This window comes from Desulfosarcina sp. (assembly GCF_033791525.1).
GTDB lineage: Bacteria > Desulfobacterota > Desulfobacteria > Desulfobacterales > Desulfosarcinaceae > Desulfosarcina.
Genome location: NZ_JASJGN010000311.1, coordinates 1 through 19,488 on the forward strand (window position 1 = coordinate 1; position 19,488 = coordinate 19,488).

The window sequence follows — 19,488 nt, forward strand, 5'->3', positions numbered from 1 at the left end:
CCGGGCCAGGATTGAAATTGCAGGGCGTCCGCAGGCGATCGAAAAGCGCCCACACGCTTTGCCCAGTCGACTGAAGGGTTTTTATTTGGCGGACGATGCGGTATGGTCCGAACCACTTTTTTCATGCAACACCTGAAGCGGAGGCGGTAATGAAAAAGCAGGTTGATCCATTCATGCACAGCGCCGAGCACATCCTCAACCAGGCCATGGGGCGCCTGTTCGATTGTGACCGGTGCTTCAGCGCGCATATCGAGCGAAAAAAATCCAAATGCGACTATCGATTCGACCGGCCGCTGACCGACGAAGAATTGAAATTGCTTGAGAACGAAGTCAATGGCGTGATCGAGGCCGACGTGCCGGTTTCCGAACGATTTATTTCTATTGACGACGCCCGGAAGGACTACAATTTAATGCGGCTGCCCGACGATGCCGGGACGCGCATCCGCATCGTCAGCATTGGTGACTATGACCACTGCCCGTGTATCGGCCCCCATGTAACATCGACTGGAGAGATCGGGACGTTCCGGATAACCTCGTCAGGATATGAAAACGAGGTCCTACGTCTCCGTTTCAAGCTGAAGCATCGGGCAGCCCGGTGAGCGGGTGGTCGGATTAACCCAATCCATGCAACACGCGATAGTTTAGCATTTATCACTCCAGGGGTGCTCCTCTGGGGTGAAAAAGGCTATTTATACTGATCCGCATAGATCCCGGTCGGCGCGATATTCTGGATCACGTCGATGAGAATGCCATTGGGGTCCTGGGTGATAAAATGGCGCTGCCCCCACTCCTCCGATTTCAGCTCGAGTATCATCGGCAGGCCGCTGTCCGTTAACTGCGTGTAAATCTCATCCACATCGGTCACTTCAAAATTGATCAGCACGCCCCGGGCGGGTTGGCGATAGGCTTCGGGCAGGCTCGAATGGCGGTAATCCAGCAAGGCCAATTCGTAGGCAGGATTCGATCTGGATCTCAAGCTGACATACCAGTCCGCTTCGAAGACGATATCGAATTCAAAATGACTTGTGTAAAAATCCCTGGAAACAGCAATTTGATCAGTACCGATAACCGGATAAATGCTATTGGGTTTCATGACGACCCCCTATTGTGGTTGGCGTGGTAGTTTTTTTATGTTAAACATACAGACAGTATGTATGCAACAAAATAAATACATACTATCTGTATGTCAACATGGCCGGAGCAAAAAAAATGAACCGAAAAAAGGAATCCACCAAGGCCGGGCAGTCCCGGGCCACCATTGAACAGCTGATCATCGCGGCCACTGAAGAATTCAGCCAACGGGGGTATGCGGATGCCTCCACTGAAATCATTGTCCGCAAAGCGGGGGTCACCAGGGGGGCATTATACCATCACTTCAACGGCAAGAAGGCTCTTTTTTATGCGGTATTTCAGGCAGCCCAGCGTGAAATCGGAAGGCGTATCGAAGATCGGGCAGAAGCTGTGGCTGATCCGTGGGGTCAACTGGTGGCGGGTTGCCGGGCTTTCCTGCAGGTCTGCACAGAGCCGGCGCTGCAGCAAATCGTTGTTATCGATGCACCGGCTGTACTGGATTGGAACGCCTACCGGGAGGTGGACCAGAACATGCCAGACAGCGGGTTTTCGCTTTTAAAGGAGAGCCTCCAGGAGTTGATTGATCACAAGGTGATTAAACCGCTGTCAACGGATGCGGTCGTCCACCTGCTCTCCGGCGCCATGGACGAGGCGGCGGTGTGGATCGCCCGTTGCGATGACCGTCAACGCGCCCTCGCTCGGGCGCAGGAGGCCCTGGAGTCGTTGCTGGAGGGGTTATTGTTGCGATAAGATCAAACGTCATTTTTGTATTCGATGACTTTGATGATCCGATACAACGTCTCGTTGACTGGCGTAGGGACGAGATACCGGTTTCCCAGAGCAATCACCTTGCCGGCAAAAATCTCCACCTCGGTTTTTTTTCCGGCTTCCACATCCTGGAGCATTGAGGTTTTCCCTGTCGGTGAAAGCCTGTCCATAATGATGTCCCATTCATCGATGTCTGCTTCGGCCAGACCGATGCCGGCTTTTTTGGCCAGGCTGACTACCTCTTCCATCAGTGACCGAATCAACGCCCGGGCGTCGGGTGACGATTGAAAAACTCCGTACGGAGCGCGAAGCACGGCTGATGCCTGGTTGATGCCCACGTTGATCATGAACTTCCACCACATGGCCCGCATCATGTCCACCGGGACTTCGTTGGGAATTCCCGCGCGGCTCAAGGCTTCCTGAATGCGTTCCAATCGGGGGCCGTGGCTCCCATCGCCGACCGGGCCGAAAACAATCTTTCCGGGATTGGCATAGGTGAAACGATCATTCTCGCGCACAGCATCGATGCCCACGGCGATGGCGTAGACCAGTTTGTCCAAGCCGCAGGCGGCACCGATGGTCGCCTCGCTCTCCAGGCCATTCATTACCGACAGGATCGCCGTATCCTTGCCCACCAGCGCTGCGATGTCGCCGACGGCGCCCTCCAGATGGTGGTGTTTCAAGGCCACAAGAACCAGGTCCGCCGGTTCCGCGACCTTGTCCGGGTGAACCACAGGGACGTTGTAGAGCCTGTCGTTCACGGTGAGGGTTTTGTTTTTCAACCGCTCATGCCGCTCACCCCTTGCCACGAAGGAGACGGAGAATCCGGCGGCATCGGTGAACATGGCCGCATAGGCTGCGCCCATGGCGCCGGCACCCACAATTGATATGTTTCGAATCGCTTTCATGGTGAAGGTTCCTTATGCTTGGTGTGATGATCATCGAACGACCAGCCAGGTCCCCAGCAGCATCAGCCCAATGCCGGAGAGGCGATAGAGGTCAAGGGGCTTCAGATCTGCACCGAGCACGCCAAAATGATCGATGACGGCGCTGCTGATAAACTGGGAGGCAATGATGATCGTCATCGCCGAGACCAGTCCCAGGCGTGCGGTGCCATATCCGATGGTGCCCACAATCACCAGGCCCAGCGCACCGGCGGACAGCGCATACCAGGGCACCCCCTGCCAGGCGGCCAGGTTTCCGCCCCGGCTCAGCAGCATGGCCAGGCCGATGAGTAGACCCCCGCCGCCATAGGTGATGAACACGCTTTCCAGTGTGCCGATCTGTTTGTCCATCAGCGCCATGAACTGAGCCTGGAGGGTTACCGCAATGCCGCCGACGGCCGCAATGAGGATCAGGGGTATGGATGTTCCCAAGGCCGGTTTCCTTTCTGTTTCGGTCGAAATTGATGAACGGTCTTAACTGTTTATCCAAGAAGCAATGGCGTTTTTGGATCTGTGACCGGCGTGATGTGATATGTCAACGGCAATAAAAGATCCCCTTCTATAACCTCCGCAGCGGTTTGAAAAGATACTCCAGTCCGTTGACTTTTATTTCATATACCATGCGCAGCATGTCGCCCAAGTGCCCACCCGGAAACCCCTTGTTGGCCAGCCAGATCACATAAGCCTCCGGCAGATCGATCAGCCGGCGGTCCTTGTACCTGCCGAAGGGCATGCGCATGTTTGCCAGTTGGAGCATCACATCCGGATCCGGTCGGCATTCATGGTCATCGGTCATACGGTTTTCCCCCGGTGTCTTTGGCGAATGGTTGTGATTAGCTGCAACGGTGAAAAATGGCAAGGCCGGCCTTCCTTTTTTGTCCTCCACCATTTCATGGGAAAGCACTGCGTACAGGGTATAAGGTGGTTTATTGCGAAGCATCGGGTCTAATACCCCGTCGCTTGCGACGAAAAAAAGATCCGATCCTTGGTGATACCCCGCTGCTTGCGGCGGGGTAGTTCATTGTCCGTTTTATGCGAACGCCTTTTCATCATCTTTACCGGTCTGATTTGAAAATCCAGGGCGATGCCTTATCTTTCTTCCTAAACGTTCACCGGTTCAGCATTCACCGTTCATGGTTATTTTGGCTGAGATTTTCGATGGATCTTGAACCGCTGAACCTTTGAAACTGTGAGGGGAGACATAACCACCATGGCCCTGCTGGAAGCGAGAAGCCTTATCAAAACCTATACCGTGGATCACCGCGCCATCACTGTGCTGGAGAATGTTTCCCTGTCTGCCGAAAAAGGGGAATTCATTGTCATTGCCGGCAGCAGCGGCAGCGGCAAAACCACTTTGTTGACCCTGCTTTCCGGGCTGGATCACCCTACGTCAGGACAGGTCTTTATCGACGATCGGGAGATCACGCATGCCTCCGAAGAAGATCTGGCACCGCTGCGCAACCGGACTATCGGTTTCGTATTTCAATCCTTTCACCTGGTGCCGTCGATGACTGCCAGGGAAAACATCATGTTCCCGGCAGAGCTGACGGGTGATCCCGATGCGGAGGTGCGTGCCGGGCGGCTGCTGTCACGGGTGGGCCTGACGGCCCAGGCGGACAATCTGCCCAGCCAGCTGTCCGGGGGCGAAAAGCAGCGCGTTGCCCTGTGCCGTGCCCTGATCAACCGGCCCCAACTGCTTTTTGCCGACGAGCCCACCGGAAACCTGGATTCGGAGAACGGCAAGATCGTGCTCGCCCAGCTCATCGATCTGAAAAACGAACACGGGGCAACCCTGGTGCTGGTAACACACAACCCTGAAATCGCCCGGGCCGCCGATCGGGTGATTTCCCTAAAAGATGGACACCTGATCGGATAGCCGCCCATGCGTCACATACCAATGATTCTGCGCCAGGTGCGCCGCTCCTATCGGCAGGCCGGCCTGTTCGTGCTCTGCGTAGCCCTTTCCCTGGCAACCCTGACCGCTTTTTCCGGATTTGCCAGAAGCGTGAGCCGCGCCCTGCTGGAGGACGCCCGCACGCTGCACGCCGCCGACATTATCATCCGATCCCACGATCCCATTTCCGCCCCCCTGGTGCAAGCTGTTGACAGGCTGGCGGACCAGGGCCGGATCGTGCAGGCCAATATTCACGAATTCTACAGCGTGGTGCGCGCGCCTGACGAAAAGGCTTCTGTGCTGTCCAGGCTGAAAGTGGTGGAAGCGGGCTACCCCTTCTACGGCCAGGTCACGTTGAAATCGGGTCGCCCCTTCAAGCAGGTGCTGTCACCCGGCGCCTGCATCGTCGAGCAGACCCTGTTGGATCGCATCGGCCTGAAGGTGGGCGATCGGTTAAAGATCGGCTACACCAACCTGACCGTTGATGACGTGGTCACCGCCGAACCGGATCGCCCGCTGGATCTGTTTGCATTCGGCCCCCGGGTATTCATCCACAGTTCGGACCTGGATGCCCTGGGCCTGATGACCACTGGCAGCCGCATCCATCGTGTGGTGCTGCTCAAGGTCATGGACCCGCTTCAGGTGGATGCCATTGCCGCCGGGTTGAAACAGGCCTCCCCCTTCGATGGGGAAAGCGTCGACACGTACCTCACCTCCGGGTCTGTGGTTAAACGGTTTCTGGACAATTTCCTTTTCTTCCTCAAACTGGTGGGGCTTTTTATCCTGATTGTGTCCGGATTGGGTATTCAGAGCACCCTCACGGCCCTGTTTAACGAAAAACAGCGCACCATTGCCGTTATGAAAACCGTGGGCGCGAGCGGTCGGTTTATCAATACGCACTTCATGCTCATGGTCCTTGTACTGGGCACCGCGGGAACCGGCGTGGGCATTCTGGCCGGTGCGGCAGTCCAGGGCGGCCTGGCCTGGATGCTTGGCCCGCTGTTGCCCGAAGGCCTTGGCCTGACCATCGCCTGGACCGGGGTGGTCGAGGCCGTCATGCTGGGGTTTACCGTCGTCGCCCTGTTTTCGTTCCTGCCCCTATACCGGCTCAGGGAGATGCGCCCGGTGGCGATCTTCAACCGCCTGCCGTCCGTCGGCATCGCCCGCTGGCCCTATTTTCTCTCCGGCCTCCTGGTTCTGCTATTTTTTCTTGCCCTGGTGCTGTGGCACATGCGTGACATTCTTTTTGGCTTCTATTTCGTCGGTGCTGTCGTCACCCTGATACTGGCTGCGGCCCTGCTGGCCCAACTGGCGCTGTGGACGATGAAACGCCTGCCCGTTCGTCAACTGGCCCTGCGCCAGGCCATAAGGGGCCTGTTCCGACGGGGCAATGCCACCCGGGCCATCATGATTACCCTGACGGTCTCCCTAACTGTGATCTTCGGAAACCACCTCATCGAAAAGAACCTGAATGCCACCTTCGTGCAGTCCTTCCCTGCCGATTCTCCCAACGCCTTTTTTTTGGACATCCAGCCCGATCAGACCGAGGCGTTTTCAGCCGCCATCGGCCGTCCGGTTCAATTCTACCCCATCGTGCGGGCCCGGATCACGGCGGTGAACGGCGAGGCCATCGACCGCAGTCGGGAGGGACAAAAACGGCGTGACAACCTGTCGCGGGTCTTCAACCTGACTTACCGGGAAACACTGCTGGACGATGAAACCCTGATCGACGGGGACACGCTCTTTCGCAGCGACTGGACTGAGCCCCAGGTGTCGGTCATGGATACCATTGTGGAGATGCGCGAGATGAAAATCGGCGACCGCATCGGCTTCAAGATCCAGGGCGTCCCCCTGACCGCGCGCATATCCAGCATCCGCACCCGTGACAGCCGGTCCTTGAGCCCTTTTTTTTACTTCGTGTTTCCGGAGGCGATAATGAAGCAGGCTCCGCACACCCTGTTCGCCGCCCTGACGGTGAGTCCCGGACAGATGGGGCCGCTTCAAACGTCGATTGTCTCCCGGTTTCCCAACATCAGCGTCATCGACATGTCCCAGACCATCGGCATCCTGGCCCGGCTCATGGCTCGCCTGTCTCGGATCGTTCGTGTTTTCAGCCTCTTCAGCATAGCGGCGGGTCTCCTGATCCTGGTGAGTGCGGTATTTGCCACCCGGGCCGAGCGGGTGGTCGAGTCGGTCTACTACAAGATCCTGGGGGCCGGCAGGCGGTTCGTCTTCACCGTCTTCGCCCTGGAAAATATCCTGATCGGGCTGCTCAGCAGCGGCCTGGCCCTGGCGTTGGCCCAGGCCGGCGCCTATTGGGTGTGCACGGTGAGGTTCGATATCGGTTATCGGCCTTTTTTTCCCATATCGCTGACCATGGTCGGCCTGACCGTGCTGCTGACCGTCACGGTGGGCATGGCGGCTTCGAGATCGATCATGGCCAAGAAACCGGTTGCGTATCTCAGGGAGCAGCAAAATGAATAAACTCTTGAAATGTGCCTTCTGGTCCAATCTCTGCGTTGGAGCAGCAATTCAAATCCTCGACATACTCCTGTATGCCTGCGGTTTGAATTGCTGCTCCGCCTTGACCTTGAACCAGAATGCGCACTTCAAGACGGCCTCCGCAAAAAATCACCAGTTTCGTCTATGGCAGATTAAGGGGGTGGCCCTCTTCTTGGCAGGCGTTGGGTTGATGGTATCCGGCTGCAGCCAGGAGTCCCCGGTTGAAACAACCATCGTTGTGACCCAACCGCCAGCTCCCGCTTATGCGGGCACCATCGTAGCCGTGGGAGACAGCCTGACCGCCGGGTTGGGCGTTGCCGAAGAGCAGGCCTATCCTGCCCAGCTGGCCCGCCGGCTGCAGGCCGAAGGGTACAACTATCAAGTGATCAATGCCGGTGTGAGCGGCGAAACCAGCAGCGGCGCTCTTTCGCGCATCGAGTGGGTGATATCCAGCCTGCGGCCGGACATCGTCATTCTGGAAACCGGCGCTAATGACGGCCTGCGTGGTCTGGATCCCGATCTGTTGAAAACCAACCTGGACCGGCTGGCCAGCTCATTAACGACGCGCAACATCCAGGTGATCCTGGCCGGCATGCTAATGCTGCCCAACCTGGGTCCTGACTACACCCGGTCCTTTTCCGAGATATACCCGAAAATTGCACAGAAACACGGGGTCGTCTTTATTCCTTTTTTCCTCGACGGCGTAGCCGGCGAGCCCCACCTCAACCAGCCGGACAGGCTGCACCCCACGGCTGACGGTTATACCCGCATCGTGGAGACGGTCTATCCGTATGTCGTCAGGGCCATTGAACGGCACAAGGCCAAGTAACCCATCTATTTCTCGCGTCGGCGAAAACCGGCATTGACTTCCAACCGCTCCAATGAAAGCGCGATTACATCTTTCAAACGGGGCTGTTCATGCTGCAACTTTTCGCAGAACGTACCTGTGCGATCCGGATCCTGCAAGCCGGGGCCGGTTACGAAGGCGGCCACCACCCGTTCGAATAAAAGGGGGTGCATCCGTTCAATACGCGTGAAATTATCGACAAACCAGGGCCACAGGTCATCCACCGCAGCCGGATTGCCGGCGGCCGCCACCAGCGGCATAAAGCGAATTCGATCGGGCACCTTTTCCAAGGCGTAGTCCAGGGCTTCCTCCAGCACGGGCCATGGGTTAAAACACCCCAGAGCGCTCGCAAGGGTCATGCGTTCATGCTCAACCCCACTTGCTTCGAAACGGTGAATCATGGCTTCCAGGGCCGGCCGACCACCCGAAACGGCACCGGCGGTCGTCACACCCCTGAAAATGTCGGGGGCGATGGTGGAACCGCTTAAAAAGGAATTAAACTGATCGGTCAGGAAATTGAGCACCTGTGGGTTGCCGATCAACGCGCCGTGGACAAAAAGCTGATCGCGAAGCATGGCCGCGGTCTGCGATTCATCCGGCGCGGGCCGATGGCCGATGGCTTCCAGGACCCCGTTCATTAAGGTCACGGCCGTTTGGGCCGTCCGGGTCCGGATCTCGCCCCGGAGTACCATAATGGCCTCGAACAGGTGGCTGTCCAGACTGGAAAGGGGCAGATAGGCCCGTTCATTGCGATAGTTTTCGGCCATGTCCAGAAATGTCGCCATAGAGACGAGCCCGGCTTTGACCAGCGCAAACAGATCGTTCTGCAGGCCCCAACGATCCATCGACGGCAATTGTTGACCAGCGACCATGGCGCCCAGCCGGGTCAGATTGTCTGCATCGTTGCAGCAGACGTGGTAAAACCCGGTTTGACCGGGGTTGACGTGGTAAGCGGTGGTGTCCGGCGGCAGGGTGATATCGGTCTGTTTTTTCTTGAGCAGGATCCTTTGGGTGTCTGCCGCACCGTTGGCGGTGTAGGCGGTGATCGATACCGGCACCAGCCATGTCTGCGCCGCATCGTTGGGCAGGTAGGTAAAACGGCGCTGGCGCAAAGTGAGCGTGTTGTTTTTGCGTTCGGCGGTGATCACAGGAAAGCCCGGTTGGGTGACCCAGTTGCGCATGAGTTCGGCCACCGGCATGCCGGATGCGGCCGACAGCGATTCCCACAAGTCGTGACTGGCGGCGTTGCCATAGGCGAATTCCGTCAGATAGCGCCGGAGTCCGGCCTTAAAATGATCGGGCCCGATCCAGGCCTCCAGCTGTCGTAAAATACTGCCCCCTTTGCTGTAAATGATGGGCGCCGTGCTTGTGGTGATGGCTACCTGGGCACCGCCCGGCATTTCGATGGCAAAGGTTTCATTCAGTGCGTCACGGGCCATTGCCGTCTCGGTCTGGCTCCTGACAAACTGGTCCCAGATCTCCCATTCAGGATAGTGGTGGTCCACCATGCCGTAACCGAAGTAGGTGGCAAAACTTTCGTTCAGCCAGAGGTATTTCCAATCCTCGGGCGTTACCAGATTACCGAACCATTGATGGGCGATTTCGTGGGCAATGACTTCGCAGATGCGTGCCAGCGCTTCCCGCGATGTGACGCCGGGTATGTTTAACAGCAGATTTTCGCGAAAGGTGATCGCCCCCCAATTTTCCATGGCCCCGAAGGCGAAATCGGGTACGGCAATCAGATCCAGCTTGGTCAACGGATAATCGATGGCATAGTAATCCTCACCGTAAGCCAGTGCCTTGCGGCCAAATTCCCGGCCGAAGGCCGTCTGGTCCCCCATCCCCGGCAGGCAGACGGCACGCACCCGGCGGTCGACATTATCTTCATGGATTTCAAAGGGACCCACACCGAAAAATAACAGGTAGGTGGACATTTTGGGTGTCGGAAGGAAGGTGACCCGCCGCCGCCCGTTCTCCAGTTCCGTGATCGTTTGGATGTCGGTGTTGGAAATGGCCGTCAGGTTGTTGTCGATGACCATCTCAACGGTAAATACCGCCTTCTGCGCGGGATGGTCCAGACAGGGAAAAGCCCGCCGGGCATCGCTTTCCTGAAACTGGGTGACGGCCATATAATTCTGATGGTTGTCCGTTTGGATTCGGCTGCGGTAGAAACCGGCCATGCGATCGTTAATTTTACCGGTGTAGTCAATGGTCAATTGAAAGACGCCGGAAAGGCTGTCGGGAAGATGGATGGCCAGGCCGGCTTTGGCCGGATCCAGTGTAAACGGACAATCGATGCCTTTTTCATCAGGCCCTTCCGGTTGAACGCGGCATTGCCAGATGGCCAGTTCCGCACAATCGAGGGTGAGGGTGTCTGTGGGTTCATCGGCATTGGCGGAAAGGATCATCCGTCCGGCAAAGGCAAAGCGGTCAAGGTCTGGTTCGATGGTGAGCCTGTATGCCATCGGTGTGACGGGAGCGGTCATGCGGATCTCCATTGGTTTTATTGTGAAGGGTTGCGGGAACGGGTTTACGTTAAAAAATGCGGGGCAGAATGAAGCGGCCGACCGTATAAAATACTCCTGTGGAGATGAATATTCCTGCGGATATACTGTGGATCCAGAATGCAGCACCGATCCGGCCGGTCTTTTTCTTTGTGTGCGCGATATAGGTTTTGTAGAGATCAATGATGTTCGGCGTAAGCTTGTTCCGGTCTGCCAGGCCGCGATCGAACAGGTATCGGGCGATGGCAGAAAATGAGCCCGCAGCAATAACCACGGCAACGCCCATTACGATCAGTATCGTATAGTCTGCAGCAATCAAGACTTTACCTACCCGGAGACAAGTCGGCTTTTGCGCAATAAATGAGGCGGTTGAGCCGAATTTTAAATGCGTATGGCCTGACGAAAGGGCCATCTGCCGGCTGATGGTGCACAGATATCCGATATCCTGGCAAAGACGGTTTATCAATCTATAGCAGGGTCAGAGATTTCTAATTCTTAAATTTAAACTTGTTCTCGTCTCTTATGGTATACCCCCTGCTGGTGAAATCACTTTCTTCATCGGCCAGGCGGCTGTCGGCTATTGCCTGGGATCGATAGGCCACCCGGGCACTGATGACAAAATCAGCGGTGTTCATGCCCTGTCCCGCCAGATAGTTCTGGAATTGATTCTCCATTTTGCGGATCAAGACAACGTCAGCAACAAATTCCTCTTCGCTGTAGGTCGCGCCGGATACTTTCGCAACAAACACTGGGGTGATATAGGCGGTCTTTTCTCGCATGGAATAGCTGACGATGTAGCAGTAGCCCTTTTCTGCGGCCCAGCAGGACGGTGCGCCGAACGCGACCGCCAGAACCACGAGGACTATCAGCTTCAGAAAGGTTTTCTTCATAGCAGCCTCCTTTTCGACACCCATGCATGTTGTGACGCGTGTCACCGATTAAGACCGTGTTTACATGTTTGGATCTATTGCGTTTCAGGCGCTTACCGGTGTGGGTACAACACCTGTATTGCAAAGCCGCGAATGGAACTATTTATTCCTATCACGCCATGGAATCCGGTGCAACCGCGCGATCTGCTGGTTTCTTTACGATCCCTTTTCATTCTCCTGCCAACACCCACTCAGGGCCGCTTGCCGCTGTTGTGAAAGGCCTCCAGGCTGCTCCTGTCAATCATCACTTTGCCGTGCTCGCGCATGGCGCGAATTTCGTCGAACTCGACCAGCTGATAAATCACTTTCTTGCCGACGCCGATGAATCGGGCCGCTTCACTGACCGTCAAAACCGGCACCTCAATATATTTGCGGTTGTCGTTCATTGTTTATGACTCCTTTGTGAGGACGATAAGCATTCTTCCGTGGGCGGCAAGGGTCTCGACATTCAGGCGAATTCGTCATTCCGGACCATTCCGGAAGCTGGGTCAGCCATGTCTGTTGTTGTAAATTAAATCAGCATTCTTATGTTTCCGGATTAAGACACTATCTCGGAAAGGAAAAAAAATGGATGACACGTGGACTTACAAAAACTTTGAGATCAGAGAAGGCCTGAAGCCCGGAAGTAAAACCTTCCGCTATTTTTTTAAGGTTCTCGAAAGTGGTGAGAAAAAATGCAATTACTGCGTCTGGATCGTGGATGACGCCCTGACCCGCTTCGATCCGTCCAAGGATTTCAATGCCATTGTCGCTTACCGGAAAGACAGCTGGCATCAATGGGTCAAGGCCAAAATTGACGACGGCGATTTCCGCGATCGGGCGTTGAAAATTGAAAAATCAAGCGAACAGGAGATTAACTTGTCCGATCATTCGGAACATGTCACACTGGATTGATCGGGTCAGCTGGTCAATTTTGGTAAAGGAACGGCATGTGAAACGCACCACCGCAATCCTATTATTGCTTTTTTTCTTTCACCTTCCCGTGAACCATCCAGCCGCGGCGGAATTGACTATCATTACGGAGGAATTCCCCCCATTAAATTACACGGAGAACGGGAAGCTGACCGGGGCCATGACCGATGTGGTGCAGGAAATCACCCGACGCTTGGGTATTGCCAACGATATTCAAGTCCTGCCGTGGGCCCGGGGGTACAAGCGGCTGCTTACCGAACCCAATATCGTCCTTTTTACCACCGCCAGGACCGAGGCGCGCGAATCGCTGTTCCATTGGGTCGGTCCGCTCCATTCTGCGCGTATCGGATTGTATGCCAGAAAAAGTGACCAGCGACAGATCGATTCCATTGAAGCGGCCATGCAGGTGGACGCCATTGCCACCTACAAGGACGATGTCAGAGAGCAGATATTGGAATCTCTCGGGTTCACCAACATAGACAGTTCCAACAGCCCGCTCAGCAACATCCGCAAACTGGTTTCTGGTCGGGTGGATCTGTGGATTTTCGACAATGTTGGTGCCCAACAGGTGGCCCGCGAGGCCGGGATCGATCCACAGGAAATTAAAGCGGTATTAACGCTCCAGCAGCGAGTTTCCTATATCGCCATTTCCAAACCAACCTCACCTGCCATCGTGCAGCAGTGGCAGGCGACCCTGGATGAAATGAAAGCGGACGGCACCTTTTGGTGGTTGACGCGCAAATGGCTGCCACCCGATGCCATCCGGGTATCCGAACGCCAAACCGACACCGACGCGCCATTTTTTTTGAAGTTGTACACGGAGGATTCACCGCCCTCTTCCTACGAAGATAATGGCCGGATCAAAGGACTGTCGGTCGACATCGTCCAGGAAATCCTGCGACGGATCGGCCAGCCGGATACGATAGCACTGGTGCCGTGGGCCAGGGGGTACCAATTGGCCCAATCCGAAGCCGACACGGCCCTTTTCTCAACCACCCGATTCCCCCAACGTGAAGCCATTTTTTCATGGGTGGGACCGCTCTACCGGCAACGCTGGGGTTTCTATCGGTGGCATGCGAACCCAATCCGCATTGCGGATATCGAAGCGGCCAAACAGGTTAAACGCATCGGTACCTACCGCCAGGACGCCAAAATGCAATACCTGCAGGCATTGGGGTTTGAAAACCTGATTCCCACCAATAAAAACATCACCAATCTGACCCACCTGCGGCGGGGAGATATTGATTTGTGGGTCAGTTCGGATTTCAATATGCCACACCTGGCCAAGCAAGCGGGTGCGTCGCCGGACCAGTTAGAGCTTGCCTACGCCTTCCATACCGTAGGCAATTATATTGCCTTCTCAAAAGGAACCTCACCCCATGTCATCCGGCTGTGGCAGGCGGTGTTGGATGAAATGAAATTAGACGGCAGCTACCAGCGGATCTGCCATAAATACGACTATGTGCCAGAATAGCAGGCGATCTACAAGGAGCTGTTGCGCTTGAACCCAGAAAGAAAAAGCTCTGCCAAGCCCAGTTCACGAGGCCCCAACCTGCGCGGATTGGGATCGCTGAGACGGCGTTCCATTGCCAACGAACTGGCCATCAGCCTGGTACTGCTGGTGTTTCTGGTGGAGGGGGTTCTGCTTTTTTTGATATACAACCGGCAGGCCGATTATCTATTCCGCCAGTTGCAGTTAAAAGCGGACGAGTATGCCGTCAACCTGTCTGAAACGCTGGCGGTCCCGATCTGGGATTTGGATGACGAACAGATCCGGCGGATCGGGGAGGGATTCGTCCGAAATGATATCGTCACAACCATCCTCATTCGTGATCCCGCTGGGAAAGTCTTTTATGAATTCAGTCGGGATACCACCGGGAAACCGATCGGCCGGGTGGTGCCGATTATCTACATCGGGAAACCAATCGGCCAGGTCAAATTCACCTTGTCAATGGACGCCTATCGCCAGGATCTGACGTGGCTTCGCAATACAGCGATTCTGTTGATGGCGGTATCGATAGTGGTAATCGTCATTGCCACGGGAATGGTATTGCGCGTGCTCATGCGCAAGCCCCTGGCCATACTCCGCCAAGGGATGGACCAGGTGGCCCGGGGAGACTATGATTACCGGTTCGATGAGGTGCACCATGATGAGCTGGCCGACATCGCCCGACGGTTCAGCAAGATGGCCGGAGAGATACGCAATCGTGAACGGTCGTTGCAGAAAGAGGTGGCCGAACGCAAACGGGCGGAGGAAAAAAGCGGTGAGAGTGAAGCCAGGGCCCGGGCAATTCTCGATGCCATCCCTGATACCATGGTCCAGTTCGATCGTGACGGTCGGTTTATCGATTTACGGGGTGATCTGGAGAACCTTGCAATACCCCCTGAGCAATGCATCGGGCGAAAAATAGAACATGTCATGCCTGGCCATATTTCCCGGATTTTCCGAAAGCAGCTCGCCCGGACATTCGAAACGAGGGAAGTGGGGGTGTTCGAGTACAACCTTCCGATCGAGAATGACATCAGGTACTATGAATGCCGGCTTGTGGCGGTATCAGACGACCTGGCACTGGGCATCGTGATAATTAACTCTCAACTGGTGACGGCTGCGGTTGAAAATAAACGACTGCTGGACCAGCTGCAGCGGGCCCAGAAAATGGAAGCCATCGGCATGTTGGCCGGCGGCGTCGCCCATGACCTGAACAACGTCCTGTCGGGGCTGGTCAGCTATCCGGAGTTGATCCTCATGGACCTGCCGGAAGGAAGCCCTCTTCAGAAACCCATCCTTACTATTCAGAACTCCGGTGAACGTGCCGCCAACATCGTTCAGGATCTACTGACGCTGGCCCGACGGGGGGTTTCAGTGGCTGAAATTGTTAGCCTGAACCAGGTGGTTCGTGAGTACCTGAAAAACCCTGAATACGAGACGTTGCGGAGTCACCACCCTGATTTTCAATTGGACACGGACCTGGCCGACGACCTTCTCGATATTTCCGGCTCGCCGGTCCATCTCGCAAAAACCGTGATGAACCTGATTTCCAATGCCGCCGAAGCAACGGGGCATGCCGGACTTATTCGTATCGAAACGGAAAACCGATATATCGATACCCCAATCAAAGGGTATGACGACATCGAAGAGGGTGACTATGTGGTGCTCAAGGTGACGGACAACGGCATCGGCATTTCGCCCGAGGACATCAACCGGATTTTCGAGCCGTTTTACACCAAAAAAGTGATGGGCCGCAGCGGTACCGGTCTGGGCATGGCGGTGGTATGGGGAACCGTCAAGGATCACCGCGGGTACATCGACATCCAGAGTGCACCGGCGCAAGGCACCGCGGCAACCATTTATCTTCCCTCCACCAAAGAGCACCGCATGCAGACGCGTTCACCGGAAACCGTTGAAAATCTGATCGGTGACGGTGAGCGGATCCTTGTTGTGGATGATGTCAAGGAGCAGCGCGAAATCGCCACGGGAATGCTTACCCGGCTGGGCTATGTCGTGGCAAGCGTTTCCAGCGGCGAAGCTGCCGTTGACTATGTCAAGCAAAACCGGGTCGACCTGCTGGTGCTCGACATGATCATGGACCCCGGCATCGACGGCCTGGAAACCTACCGGCGCATCATCAAGATCCATCCCGGCCTGCGAGCCGTGATCACCAGCGGTTTCTCCGAATCGGACCGGGTACACGAGGCCCGGAAGCTGGGGGCTGGCCTATATGTGAAAAAGCCCTATCGGCTTGAAACCATTGCCAGAGCGGTGAGAGACGTGTTGAAACATCATGAGAAGCGATGACCATTTGCCAACCGGTCGTTTGCCGGCGTCGACAAGACAATCCCGATTGGGGTGCCTATGTCCCCGCTTGGTTAATTCTTCGTGGATCAATGGTGTCAAGCCGGAATACCCACGGGCAACCCTTGTCCATAATCAGTTTTAACGCTGACACGGGCAGGCGTTCATGGGCGCCGGTCACCAGCCAGCCGCCCGGGGAAAGTATCGCAACGACCCGTGTGAAAGCGGCCTGAAGGTCGGGGCCCTGGTAGTACGTCAGCAGGTTGTTGCGCAGCAGGATCATATGAAAGGGGCCGCCATCGGGTAAGGGGTCGAGCAGATCATGCTGTCGCCAACAGATGGGTGTCATCCGGTGGGACCGGATGAGAAACTGCCGGCCGCCTTTCCTTGATTCGAAGTATCTCTCCCGCATTTCATCCGGCACCTCCTTGAGGCTGCTTCGGCTGTAGGCACCCGTTCGGGCACGGTCCAGGCAGGCCTCACCCGCATCCGTGGCCAGGATATCCAGAGCCGGCAGACACCTCACTTCGTCCCACAGCATGGCAAGGCTATAAGGCTCTTCTCCGTTGGCACAGCCAGCGGACCAGATCCGGATGGGCGGGGAAAAGCGCTCCACCAAACCGGGCAGGCAGCGTGTCCTGAGGGTTTGCCACAGGTGTCGATCCCTGAAAAAACGGCTGATGGTTATCCTGAGGCACTGCTCCTGGGCAGCCTTTACCCCGGGCTGGTTCGTCCGTTGAGCAAGGTATTGTTCAACGGTTGAACAGCCCAGGTTCTGCATATGCCGTCGGACGCGTTTCTTCACCCCCTTGCGCACCTTGCGGTAGCCGGCCCAGGGGCGGTTCAGGTGTTCGAGCAGATTGCGGAAGTCGGCGTCGGTAAGCATGGCCAGCATCGGTTTATCGAGATTGCCGCTGCGGGGATTCATTTCTCCAACCACGGTCAACCATGGTTGGCGTTTTGCACGGGGAAACGCTATTCTTGCCTTCTCACTTGCTCCCCGCCCCATTTCTGCGGGCACACCGCAACCCTAGCACGTGAGGCAGCGGTTGATCGGTGGCCGAAACTGTGTTCTTATAGCCACCGGAAACGCTCAATTGAAACCATATGAGGGTGCATTGCATGAAAAACATGATCATCGCCTTTCTCATCTGTCTGCCGCTGGGTTGTGCGTCCCTTTCGGAGCAAGCGAAAATGGAAGCATACGACCGGACCATGGACGCCTATCAAACCACTATGCGGCTGTCAGATTACAATGCTGCCTGCAAGTATGTCGATCCGGCTGAAATGGGTCGCAAGGAATGTTTACAGCAATATGAGAAGGTGAAAATCGTCAGTTATGATGTGCGTGGGGTCAACGTGACCGAAGACAAGTTGGAAGTGACCCAAACCGTTGAAGTGGAATACTTTTTTGTTGATCGCTATGTCGTAAAAAAGATCGAGTATGAGCAGTCGTGGCGCTACAAGAAAGAGATGGAGAGCTGGCTGCTCCAGACCGGCCCGCCGCATTTTGAATGACGATTCATCCCTTCCTACAGGGTTTTTTGTACCAGGGCCGTACCGGCGGCCAGGCTGCGGATCTTTTTCAGTGCCAGATGGTAGGGCAGGGGCGCCATGCCGCAGTTGGTGCACGGGTAGAGACGTTCCGGCGCTACGTGCGCCAGGGCGGACCGAATGGTGGCGGCCACCTCATCCGGTGTTTCCACGCGGTCCCGGGTTACGGCAACGACACCCACCATCAGCCCCTTGTCCTTGAGCAGTCTCATCAGGGAGGGGGGCACGTGCGAGTCGGCGCACTCCAGTGAGACCTGGTCGATGCGGCTGGCATTGAGTGCCGGGAAGATTTCTTCGTACTGCCGCCACTCACGGCCCAGGGTCTCCTTCCACCGCAGGTTCTCGTCGATCCCGTAGCCGTAACAGATGTGCACGGCGGTGGTGCATGAAAGACCATTGATGGCCCGGTGGAGCGCGTCGATGCCCCATTCCTTGACGTCTTTCATGAAGACATTGAAGGCCGGCTCGTCGAACTGGATCAGATCGATTCCGGCCGCCTCCAGTTCCCTGGCCTCGGTGTTGAGGATGTCGGCAAAGGCCATGGCCATGTCCGCGCGGGAGGCGTAGTGCGCGTTGGCGATGGTGTCGCAGATGGTCATGGGGCCGGGCAGGGTGAATTTAAGGTGCCGATCCGTTTGCGCCCGGGTGAAGCCCACCTCGTCCAAGTGGACAGGTCTCGGCCGTGAAACCGGCCCGGTAACCGTGGGCACATCCACAGTGTAGCGGTTGTCCCGGATACCCATGGGCGTTTTCTTGGCCCAGTCGATGCCTTCAAGGTGCTCTAAAAAGCCGTGAACAAAATGGATGCGGTGCTGTTCGCCGGCGGTGAGGATATTGATATCCGCAGCTTCCTGGTGGCGCAGCCATTCCACCGCCGCGCGTTCCTTGGCCCGCTCCAGAGCCTGACCTGCAAGGCGCCAGGCCGGCCAGAGTTTCTCTGTTTCAGCCAGGTAATCCGGTTTCGGCAGACTACCGACGGTGGTGGTGTCCAGTATGCTGCGCCTCCTTGGTTTCAGGTTAGTGCCCATCCATAAATGGTTATTTTGCCCGACCTCTGCGTTGCACGAAAAATTTTCTCCTCGGAATATCAACTATATGCACCCCAGGGGCACTTCTTTCAGGGCGCCTCCGGTAAAATTTTTCGCACGCCTTGATCTCGACCAAACTCCCTCATTTCTGGACGGACACAGGTTAACATTGGTTTCCTCAAGCCCTTGGGGAACGAATTCAATCGTATTCCTCCGTTGCCAGACCATTATTCGGAAATATCGGCCACCTCTGCATGGGTTACTTTGAGCAGTTCCGATGATGACAATTGCATCATGGCATCGATGTCCCCGCCGCCTCCGTATAGGGTGTCAAGTTCAGCCGTGTCGGCGTCTACCAGGGTCCGCAGATCTTCCCGGTGGCCAAATGGCGGCATACTGCCCACCCTATAGCCGGTCACCGCAAGGGCCTGCTCGGCACGGGCAAATTTGACGCGTTTGCGATTCATGCCCAGGCAGGCGGCCAGTTTCTTGCGGTCTACCCGGGCCATGCCGTTGTTGATCACAAGGATCGGCTGCTCCCCGGCCATGAAGACCAGGGATTTGATGATGCTGTCGGCGTCCACACCCAACGCCCTGGCCGCATCGCCCACCGTGGCGGTGTGGGCGCTCATGGGCAGGATGACGGCTGCCAGGCGATGCGTGTCGATGAAGGTTTGCAGGTGCTTGCTGCTCAGAGTTGTCTTCATTGTACCTCGCTGCAATTCACTGTGGATGATTACGA

At 56.2% G+C, this 19,488-nt stretch carries 20 protein-coding genes; 9 read left to right on the top strand and 11 right to left on the bottom strand.

Annotated elements, in window-relative coordinates; translation table 11 throughout:
- Positions 1–149 precede the first annotated feature (149 nt).
- A complete protein-coding gene (locus QNK41_RS15570) occupies positions 150–599 on the top strand; it encodes a hypothetical protein (protein ID WP_319258518.1) in 450 nt (149 codons plus the stop codon).
- 86 nt (positions 600–685) lie between these two features.
- Here the strand turns inward: QNK41_RS15570 and QNK41_RS15575 are convergent, their stop codons facing one another.
- On the bottom strand, positions 686–1,093 hold the full coding sequence (locus QNK41_RS15575; RefSeq protein WP_319258520.1) for a VOC family protein: 408 nt from the start codon (positions 1,091–1,093) through the stop codon (positions 686–688).
- 116 nt (positions 1,094–1,209) lie between these two features.
- Between QNK41_RS15575 and QNK41_RS15580 the strand changes: the two genes are divergently transcribed.
- Positions 1,210–1,821, top strand: a complete 612-nt coding sequence (locus QNK41_RS15580) for a TetR/AcrR family transcriptional regulator (RefSeq protein WP_319258522.1) — start codon at positions 1,210–1,212, stop codon at positions 1,819–1,821.
- A gap of 2 nt (positions 1,822–1,823) precedes the next feature.
- Here the strand turns inward: QNK41_RS15580 and QNK41_RS15585 are convergent, their stop codons facing one another.
- The 3 genes from QNK41_RS15585 to QNK41_RS15595 all read right to left on the bottom strand — a co-directional run bounded on the left by QNK41_RS15585 (position 1,824) and on the right by QNK41_RS15595 (position 3,579).
- A complete protein-coding gene (locus QNK41_RS15585) occupies positions 1,824–2,747 on the bottom strand; it encodes a 2-dehydropantoate 2-reductase (protein ID WP_319258524.1) in 924 nt (307 codons plus the stop codon).
- A 30-nt stretch (positions 2,748–2,777) separates the two neighbouring features.
- On the bottom strand, positions 2,778–3,215 hold the full coding sequence (locus QNK41_RS15590) for a DMT family transporter (RefSeq protein ID WP_319258526.1): 438 nt from the start codon (positions 3,213–3,215) through the stop codon (positions 2,778–2,780).
- A gap of 127 nt (positions 3,216–3,342) precedes the next feature.
- A complete protein-coding gene (locus QNK41_RS15595; RefSeq protein ID WP_319258529.1) occupies positions 3,343–3,579 on the bottom strand; it encodes a DUF3820 family protein in 237 nt (78 codons plus the stop codon).
- A 414-nt stretch (positions 3,580–3,993) separates the two neighbouring features.
- On the opposite strand from QNK41_RS15595, the gene QNK41_RS15600 reads away from it, so the two are divergent.
- From QNK41_RS15600 to QNK41_RS15610, 3 genes are read left to right on the top strand one after another with little or no spacing between them, the layout of a single operon-like run.
- Positions 3,994–4,659 carry an ABC transporter ATP-binding protein gene (locus QNK41_RS15600; RefSeq protein WP_319258531.1) on the top strand — a complete coding sequence of 222 codons (666 nt, stop codon included), beginning with the start codon at positions 3,994–3,996 and terminating at the stop codon, positions 4,657–4,659.
- 6 nt (positions 4,660–4,665) lie between these two features.
- Positions 4,666–7,161: an ABC transporter permease gene (locus QNK41_RS15605; protein ID WP_319258533.1), complete on the top strand. Its 2,496-nt coding sequence runs from the start codon at positions 4,666–4,668 to the stop codon at positions 7,159–7,161.
- Positions 7,154–8,008: an arylesterase gene (locus QNK41_RS15610; protein ID WP_319258536.1), complete on the top strand. Its 855-nt coding sequence runs from the start codon at positions 7,154–7,156 to the stop codon at positions 8,006–8,008. Before QNK41_RS15605 ends, QNK41_RS15610 begins: the two co-directional genes overlap by 8 nt.
- 5 nt (positions 8,009–8,013) lie before the next feature.
- Here the strand turns inward: QNK41_RS15610 and QNK41_RS15615 are convergent, their stop codons facing one another.
- The 4 genes from QNK41_RS15615 to QNK41_RS15630 all read right to left on the bottom strand — a co-directional run bounded on the left by QNK41_RS15615 (position 8,014) and on the right by QNK41_RS15630 (position 11,845).
- Positions 8,014–10,512: a M1 family metallopeptidase gene (locus QNK41_RS15615; RefSeq protein WP_319258538.1), complete on the bottom strand. Its 2,499-nt coding sequence runs from the start codon at positions 10,510–10,512 to the stop codon at positions 8,014–8,016.
- Between the two features lie 49 nt (positions 10,513–10,561).
- The gene (locus tag QNK41_RS15620; protein WP_319258540.1) at positions 10,562–10,942 is read right to left on the bottom strand and encodes a hypothetical protein; all 381 of its coding nucleotides are present in this window, start codon (positions 10,940–10,942) and stop codon (positions 10,562–10,564) included.
- Between the two features lie 76 nt (positions 10,943–11,018).
- The gene (locus QNK41_RS15625; protein WP_319258542.1) at positions 11,019–11,420 is read right to left on the bottom strand and encodes a hypothetical protein; all 402 of its coding nucleotides are present in this window, start codon (positions 11,418–11,420) and stop codon (positions 11,019–11,021) included.
- Between the two features lie 230 nt (positions 11,421–11,650).
- On the bottom strand, positions 11,651–11,845 hold the full coding sequence (locus QNK41_RS15630) for a helix-turn-helix domain-containing protein (protein ID WP_319258544.1): 195 nt from the start codon (positions 11,843–11,845) through the stop codon (positions 11,651–11,653).
- A gap of 181 nt (positions 11,846–12,026) precedes the next feature.
- On the opposite strand from QNK41_RS15630, the gene QNK41_RS15635 reads away from it, so the two are divergent.
- From QNK41_RS15635 to QNK41_RS15645, 3 genes are read left to right on the top strand one after another with little or no spacing between them, the layout of a single operon-like run.
- A complete protein-coding gene (locus QNK41_RS15635; protein WP_319258546.1) occupies positions 12,027–12,353 on the top strand; it encodes a hypothetical protein in 327 nt (108 codons plus the stop codon).
- Positions 12,354–12,390: 37 nt separating this feature from the next.
- Complete coding sequence (locus tag QNK41_RS15640) at positions 12,391–13,845, top strand: substrate-binding periplasmic protein (RefSeq protein ID WP_319258548.1); 1,455 nt, start codon at positions 12,391–12,393, stop codon at positions 13,843–13,845.
- A gap of 27 nt (positions 13,846–13,872) precedes the next feature.
- Positions 13,873–16,167 carry an ATP-binding protein gene (locus QNK41_RS15645; protein WP_319258550.1) on the top strand — a complete coding sequence of 765 codons (2,295 nt, stop codon included), beginning with the start codon at positions 13,873–13,875 and terminating at the stop codon, positions 16,165–16,167.
- A gap of 55 nt (positions 16,168–16,222) precedes the next feature.
- Here QNK41_RS15645 and QNK41_RS15650 read toward each other — a convergent pair whose 3' ends face one another.
- Positions 16,223–17,092, bottom strand: coding sequence for a CheR family methyltransferase (locus QNK41_RS15650; RefSeq protein ID WP_319258552.1), 870 nt, complete (start codon positions 17,090–17,092; stop codon positions 16,223–16,225).
- Between the two features lie 194 nt (positions 17,093–17,286).
- On the opposite strand from QNK41_RS15650, the gene QNK41_RS15655 reads away from it, so the two are divergent.
- Positions 17,287–17,682: a hypothetical protein gene (locus QNK41_RS15655; RefSeq protein ID WP_319258554.1), complete on the top strand. Its 396-nt coding sequence runs from the start codon at positions 17,287–17,289 to the stop codon at positions 17,680–17,682.
- Between the two features lie 14 nt (positions 17,683–17,696).
- Here the strand turns inward: QNK41_RS15655 and QNK41_RS15660 are convergent, their stop codons facing one another.
- Positions 17,697–18,746: a methionine synthase gene (locus QNK41_RS15660; protein WP_319258556.1), complete on the bottom strand. Its 1,050-nt coding sequence runs from the start codon at positions 18,744–18,746 to the stop codon at positions 17,697–17,699.
- Positions 18,747–18,973: 227 nt separating this feature from the next.
- Positions 18,974–19,453, bottom strand: a complete 480-nt coding sequence (locus tag QNK41_RS15665; RefSeq protein WP_319258558.1) for a YbaK/EbsC family protein — start codon at positions 19,451–19,453, stop codon at positions 18,974–18,976.
- Positions 19,454–19,488 lie beyond the last annotated feature (35 nt).